This window comes from Streptomyces sp. NPDC058751, assembly GCF_042746485.1.
Classification (GTDB): Bacteria; Actinomycetota; Actinomycetes; order Streptomycetales; family Streptomycetaceae; genus Streptomyces.
This window is the reverse complement of record NZ_JBHYPZ010000004.1, coordinates 286358-293015: the sequence shown is the minus strand read 5'-3', so window position 1 is coordinate 293015 and position 6658 is coordinate 286358. Positions and strand designations below refer to the sequence as shown.

Annotated in this window: 5 protein-coding genes and 1 tRNA gene; 3 read left to right on the top strand and 3 right to left on the bottom strand. The window is 69.2% G+C overall.

From position 1 onward, the window contains the following. Positions 1–826: 826 nt before the first annotated feature. Positions 827–900: transfer RNA gene (locus tag ACFW6B_RS06620), tRNA-Gly, on the bottom strand. A gap of 656 nt (positions 901–1556) precedes the next feature. Between ACFW6B_RS06620 and dcd the strand changes: the two genes are divergently transcribed. From dcd to ACFW6B_RS06605, 3 genes are all read left to right on the top strand, one after another. After that, a complete protein-coding gene (gene dcd / locus ACFW6B_RS06615; protein ID WP_386592690.1) occupies positions 1557–2132 on the top strand; it encodes a dCTP deaminase in 576 nt (191 codons plus the stop codon). 10 nt (positions 2133–2142) lie between these two features. After that, entirely contained in the window at positions 2143–2646 is a 504-nt protein-coding gene (locus tag ACFW6B_RS06610) for a phosphoribosyltransferase (RefSeq protein WP_386592729.1), read from the top strand. A 278-nt stretch (positions 2647–2924) separates the two neighbouring features. Beyond that, complete coding sequence (locus ACFW6B_RS06605; protein WP_386592734.1) at positions 2925–3524, top strand: hypothetical protein; 600 nt, start codon at positions 2925–2927, stop codon at positions 3522–3524. A gap of 87 nt (positions 3525–3611) precedes the next feature. On the opposite strand, the gene ACFW6B_RS06600 is transcribed toward ACFW6B_RS06605, so the two are convergent. Together ACFW6B_RS06600 and ACFW6B_RS06595 are read right to left on the bottom strand one after the other, a co-directional pair. Beyond that, positions 3612–4667 carry a Yip1 family protein gene (locus ACFW6B_RS06600; RefSeq protein WP_386592688.1) on the bottom strand — a complete coding sequence of 352 codons (1056 nt, stop codon included), beginning with the start codon at positions 4665–4667 and terminating at the stop codon, positions 3612–3614. Between the two features lie 207 nt (positions 4668–4874). Next, complete coding sequence (locus ACFW6B_RS06595) at positions 4875–6368, bottom strand: FG-GAP and VCBS repeat-containing protein (RefSeq protein ID WP_386592687.1); 1494 nt, start codon at positions 6366–6368, stop codon at positions 4875–4877. Positions 6369–6658: the final 290 nt, after the last annotated feature.

Here is a 6658-nt window from a genome sequence, read left to right as displayed (position 1 = left end):
CGGACAGCATCACAGATCCGCGATGCGAGCAGTTGCACCAGATTCTCGAGCATGCCCCACAGGCCGCTACCAGCCACTTTCGATACACGCCCTAGTAGTTCAGACCCCGATCACCACTGGGAGCGCGTTCGGCCGGCCGTAGGTGAGGATGCGCGTGAGTGCCTCCCGCACGCGCTACGTCCGCGGCCGGCGCATGCAGCACCGCCTCCACTACCGGATCGTCCAGGAACAGGGCTTCCAGCGAATCGGGGTCGAACGTGACCCGCAGGAGGTCTCCCTCCACTTCCACCGTGCGCACGCATCCGTATGCGGTGCCCTGGCCGGGGGTGACAACGCAGTAGGAGTCGCAGCCGTTGCGGATGTTCTGTGCGTCAGGTTCCTCGAAGCCGCTGTGGAATGTCCGGTCCCGGGTGATGCTTGACGGTTCGGTCCCAGCTGATGGTTGACAGTGGCCGTGATCGGGTTTTCTGTGCGCGTCGTTGCGGCGTGTGGCGGGAGGCCGGGATTGGCGCTGGTGGAGTTGTCGGTTGTCGAGCAGAGATACCGGGCTGTCCTTGCGGTGCTGACCGGTTCGACGTGCTCGGCCGTGAGCGTCAGCGTCGGCGGGCCCATTCGGTCGGCCAGGAGCCCGGCCGGGAGCTCTCCGTCCAAGCCGGGACCGGCGACCAGGAGCCGTACGGGCGAAGCGGCGCGACGATGACCCGGCGCACCACAAGGAGGAGCCCACCGACAGCTAGCCGGTCCTTATGGTGCGGATGTGGTGCGCGCACCGCTCACTGGTCTGGACAACAAAGAACCCCCGGGTCGCCGACCTGGGGGTTTCACATGGAGCGGGTGACGAGAATCGAACTCGCACTCTCAGCTTGGGAAGCTGATGTTCTACCACTAAACTACACCCGCGTAAGACGCCGGTCGTGCCGGTGTCTGAATGCTCGCTCACTGTACCTCATGTCCGGCCCCCGGCGTCGAAGCCGCGGGGCCCGCTCGCGTTCCGGGTGTGTTCCGGGTGCGTTTCCGGGGCGGACGAGGCTGCGGGGGGCCGGAGTTGGGGCGTACGGTGGGGGCGTCGAAGTGGGTCCGGGCGGGGGCGGAGTGCCGCCTGGAGGGCCGTCTCTTTCATCCCGTAATGTGGCTTTCGGCGTCAGGGAATCAACCTGACGCGGCTCTGGGGAAGGGACTCTGGGACTTGATGGAGCGCACCGTCGTCCGTTGTGCCGAAGGGCACGTGTTCAGCACCGCTTCGTTCCCGATGCAGCAGGCCGAGCGGCTCGGCCCCGGCCGGCTGCTGCGGTGTCCGCGCTGTGCCCGGCTCCGCAGTGTGGTGCCGGTGGCCTTGGAGAGGGCAGTGTCGGAGCGGTAGGACGCAGTGGCCGCGGCAGTGCGACCGGGGCCGGTGCGGCATGGGTGCGCCGGTGCCGTGGTGCTGTCGCGACGGCGTCGTCGTGGTGGCGCGGCAGGTGATGCGGCGTCGCCCGCGGCCGAAGTGAACGAGTGGTACGGGTGCGCGGTGCCGTCACGATTGTGGTGGCTCCGCGCGCCTTGCGTATCCTCAGGACGTGCTTCTCTCAGACAAGGACATCCGGGCCGAGATCGACGCCGGACGGGTCCGCATCGATCCCTACGACGAATCCATGGTGCAGCCGTCGAGCATCGATGTGCGGCTCGACCGCTACTTCCGGGTGTTCGAGAATCACCGTTACCCCCACATCGACCCCTCGGTCGAGCAGGCGGACCTCACGCGGCTCGTCGAGCCCGAGGGTGACGAGCCGTTCATCCTCCACCCCGGGGAGTTCGTCCTCGCCAGCACGTACGAGGTCATCACGCTGCCCGACGACCTCGCCTCGCGCCTCGAGGGCAAGAGTTCCCTCGGACGGCTGGGCCTGGTGACCCACTCCACCGCCGGGTTCATCGACCCCGGGTTCTCCGGGCACGTCACCCTGGAGCTGTCCAACCTCGCGACCCTGCCGATCAAGCTGTGGCCGGGGATGAAGATCGGGCAGCTGTGCATGTTCCGGCTCAGCTCGCCGGCCGAGTTCCCCTACGGCAGCGAGCGGTACGGCTCCCGTTACCAGGGTCAGCGCGGTCCGACCCCCTCGCGGTCCTTCCTGAACTTCCACCGCACCCAGGTCTGAGGCGATGACGATGTCTCCCGCGCGCGAGAACCTCACCTACGAAGGGTTCGGCGTCGCCGTGCGCGAACTCGCCCAGACCATCGCCGACGACGGGTACGAGCCCGACATCGTGCTCTCGATCGCGCGGGGCGGCGTCTTCGTCGCGGGCGGGCTCGCCTACGCCCTGGACTGCAAGAACATCCACCTGGTGAACGTCGAGTTCTACACGGGGGTGGGGACGACGCTGGAGATGCCGGTCATGCTCGCCCCCGTGCCCAATGCGATCGACTTCTCCGACAAGAAGGTCCTGATCACCGACGACGTCGCCGACACGGGCAAGACGCTCAAGCTCGTGCACGACTTCTGCGTCGGCGAGGTCGCCGAGGTCCGCAGCGCCGTGATCTACGAGAAGACCCAGTCGCTCGTGAAATGCGAGTACGTCTGGAAGCGGACCGACGACTCAGTCTGGATTAATTTCCCCTGGAGTGTTGAACCTCCCGTGGTCCACCACCACACCACTGTCCTGGATGCGTAAGCACAGGTCACAGGCCTTGGTCCCCACCTTCGGGTGGGGGCTTCTGTGTACCTAGACACGGTCTACTGATCGCGTGTCTCGGGGCTCTCCGGCGCCGCCCTGGCGGGCCGTTGCCGACGACGCCGTACCCGGCTACGCGAATGCCCGCGAGGCCGCATAGACGGCCGTCGCGAACCCTCGTAGCGTCATGACGTCGGCCCCAACAGGGGTCACCCGCAAGGGGGTTTGAGCATGGCGCGCGAAGAACTCACCCGACTTACCGGCGACGGCAACGGCGAGTGCAGCCAAAACGACTGCCCCAACGTGTACAGGCCAACCGGGTCCGCAAGGAGTGGAAAGAGCACTTCTCGGACTACGACGAGCGGCTCGGGTACGCGGCGGTCGCGCCGGACGCGGCCACCAAGGGGATGAACATGGTCATCTCCGCGCTCCAGCGGGACCGCCGCGTGACGAGACCGAAGACGATGCACCGCTGCGTCACCAACACGGGTGCCACGGGCAGCATCCAGGTGCCGAGCGTCATCCAGCTGGGGCTGACCGAGCTCGCCCGGCATCTGCGCGCCAAGTACCGGCACGCCGGTCACCAGCGGCACCCGGACGTCTCCGTGATGAGTTCCGTCTGCAGCGTGCACCAGGTGTCCGGCTCCGACGAGATCACCGAGCCCGGTACCTGGTGGTGCTCGACCGGGGACGACAAGAGCGTGGAGATCACGTGGACGCCGACCACCGATGTGGGGACCAACAGCCTGCTCACGGTCCGGCGCGGGATGTTCATCACCGGGAGGGACGAAAGGATGTGGGAGGAGAAGAGGGCGCTGGAGATCGCCGTGCCGTTCGGCTCGGTCTGGGCACTGAACAAGAACGGTGAGGCGGCCTGACGGCGCCGGAAGGCCGAGAGGGGCTCCCCGCACACTGCGGGAAGCCCCTCTGTCAGGTCCGGGCCGGCGCGTGCGCCGTCGGTGGCGTCAGAACGTGCCCAGCTTGATGATCGACAGGATGGCGATCAGCTGGATGGAGGACGCGGCGAGGGCCTTCGGCCAGGGGAGGTCGTGGGACTTGCCGACCATCAGGGTCAGCAGGGCACCCGCGGCGACCCAGGTGATCCAGCCGAGCAGCTTGACGAAGGACGCGTCTCCGCCGAGGAACATGGCGAACAGCAGCCGGGGGGTGTCCGTGATGGACATGATCAGCATGGAGAGGCCGACCGTGGGCTGCCAGGCGCCGTTGCCGCCGAGCTGGCGGGCCAGGGTGTGGGTGACCACGCCCAGGACGAACGTGCTGAGCACGAGGGCGACAGCGGTCGTCAGGACGATCGGGACGGCGTTGGAGAGGGTCGCGTTGATGGCGTCCTCGCGGGCGCCGTCGAAGCCGAAGACCGCCAGCAGGCCGTAGAGGAACGTCACGATCAGGGCGGGGGCCCACATCGCGTAGTCGCGCATCTGGAGGAAGGTCTGGTTGGGGGCCGTGACTATGCCCTTGAGCAGGTCCTTCCAGTGCAGCCGGGGCCCGACCGGCGGAGCGGCCGGCTGGCCCGACTGATAGACGTCCCCCTGGTTGTAGGGGTCCTCGCCGATCGAGAAGGCCTGCGTGTGGCCGGGGCTGTTCGCGGCGTACGGGTCCGGACCCTGCTGCGGGTGACCGTCGCCGAAGTACTCCGGCTCGCCGTGTCCGCCGTGTCCGCCGCCCTGGGGCCAGCCGCCCTGCCCGCCCTGCTGCCCGCCGCGGTAGGCCTGGCCGCCCTGCTGCCCGTTGTAAGGGTGCTGTCCCCCGTACTGCGGCCGCGACGGCGCGGCCGGGTAGCCGTACGGCTGCTGCCCGCCCCCACGGGGGGACTGCTGTCCGCCTCCGTGCGAGGACTGTCCGTACGACGGTCGTTGTTGCGGTTGCCCTTGCGGGGCACGGTTGTCCCGGCCGCCGCGTCCCATCCTGAATCCAGCCACGTCATCGAACGTACCTGGTCCGGAGGAGTGACGTGCCGAGCGAGGGGCGACGGGCCCGGCATCGGTGCCGAGCTGTGACATCCCCTAAGGGCCGTGGCGGGCGGAGCCCTTACGGGAAAGGCCAGTTCGGCGGAATGCCGTACGGAGACGAAGTGCCGTACGGAGACGAAGTGCCGTACGGAGACGGAGTGCCGTACGGAGACGGAGTGCCGTACGGAGACGGAGTGCCGTACGGAGGGGCCGCCCGGAACGGGCGGCCCCTCCTGGTCCTACGGCATGTCCGGTCGGTCAGTCGGCGAAGACGGCGCCGAACTGCGGGGTGCCCGACGTCGAGACGCCCGAGGTGCTCGGCGAGACGGTGCGGGAGCCGCTGGTGGTGATCACGCTGCCGTTCGAGGGCAGGTAGGTGACCGCGCCGTTGGCGGAGTTCTCGTACGAACCGACGACCAGGTCGGCCCGGCCGTCGCCGGTGACGTCGTCGAGCTTGACGTCCGCGCCGAACAGGTCGCCCTTCTCGTCGTTGCCGGGGACGCCCGCCGTGTTCTGGGCGAACGCCTGGATGCCGGAGGAGACGTCGAGGCCGGCCGCGGAGCCGTACAGGACGGTGACCATGCCGGTGTTGGTGACGCCGTCGATGTCCTCGTTCGGGGCCGAGACGACCAGGTCCTGGTAGCCGTCGCCGTTGACGTCGCCCATGTCCAGGTCCCAGCCGAAGCCGTCGCCCTTCTCCGAGGTGCCCGGGACGCTGCCGCTGTTCTGGGTGACCCCGGTTGTGCCGGCCGGGCCGGACGCCGAGCCGTAGGTGATGTTCACCTTGCCGCCGTTGGCGGCGTCCGGGACGGGGGTGCCGTCCTCCGTCCTGTCGTCCCAGCCCGCTCCGCTGACGATGTCGCCGAAGCCGTCGCCGTTGATGTCGCCGATGCCGGTGACGATGCCGGGCTTGAGGGCCTTGGCGGACGCCACGCTCAGGCCGCTCGCCGAGCCGGGCACGAAGTAGTTCGTGTTCCAGCCGTAGTCGGACTCCGTCTCGTAGCCGTCGACGATCAGGTCGGTCCGGCCGTCGCCGTTCACGTCGCCCGCGGTCAGGCTCATCGGGCCGTAGGGACTGTCGTTGGTGCCCGGCTGGATCGGGGGTTTGATCGTCGTACGGCCCCCGGGGGTGCCGGCCGTGCTGAAGCCGCCCTTGTAGACGTAGATCGTGCTCGCGGAGCTGCCGACCGCGAGGTCGGCCTTGCCGTCGCCGTCGAAGTCGCCGGCGGCCAGGTCCTTGCCCCAGTAGTCGTGCGAGGAGGGGGCCGGGTCCGGGATGTCGGAGGCCTTGCCGGTGAGGCCGCCCAGGGAGCCCCACAGGATGGTGAGGCCGCCGCCGTTGGTGTCGGTGCCGACCTTCTCCCAGGGGGAGGCGACGGCGAGGTCGTCGTACCCGTCGCCGTTGAAGTCGGCGTACGCCGACTCGGCGCCGAAGCCGTCCCCGGCCTCGGCGGTGCCGGGGACACCGGCGGTGTTCTGGCTGATCGTGGAGCGCTTGGCGGACGACACGCCGGTGGCCGTGCCGTAGAGGGCGACGATCTGGCCGGCGCCCGCGCGGCCGCCGACGTAGGCGCCGTGGGCCGAGAAGGCCACGTCGCCCTTGCCGTCGCCGTTGAAGTCGGCCTGCGGGACCGTGGTGGAGTCCGCGGCGGTCGCGGTCGCGGCCGAGAAGGTCAGAAGGCCGCCCGTCAGAGCGGCGGCGGTCGCCGTCGCGAGGGCGAGGCGCACGTGGCGCGGGTGACGCATGAGCATGCGGGATTCTCCTGCGGCATGCGGGGACGCCGGGTGCGCGTCCCCTGTCGATGGGGAGCCGACCGTCCGCGTTCGCCCGTAGTTGTACGGCGGTTCACTGAACAGATCGGCGAACAGGAGACCTCTGGCGAGGCGCAAGGGTTGTACGTGAGTTCGATCCCGTTCCGGGACCGCCGGGCCGGCCGTGTCCGAGGGGGCGCACGGCCCACGCCCGCGCCGGAAACGGCGACACCCCGTGCTCCGGGGAGCACGGGGTGTCGCCGTGCCTGACGGCCGGGTCAGGCGGCTGT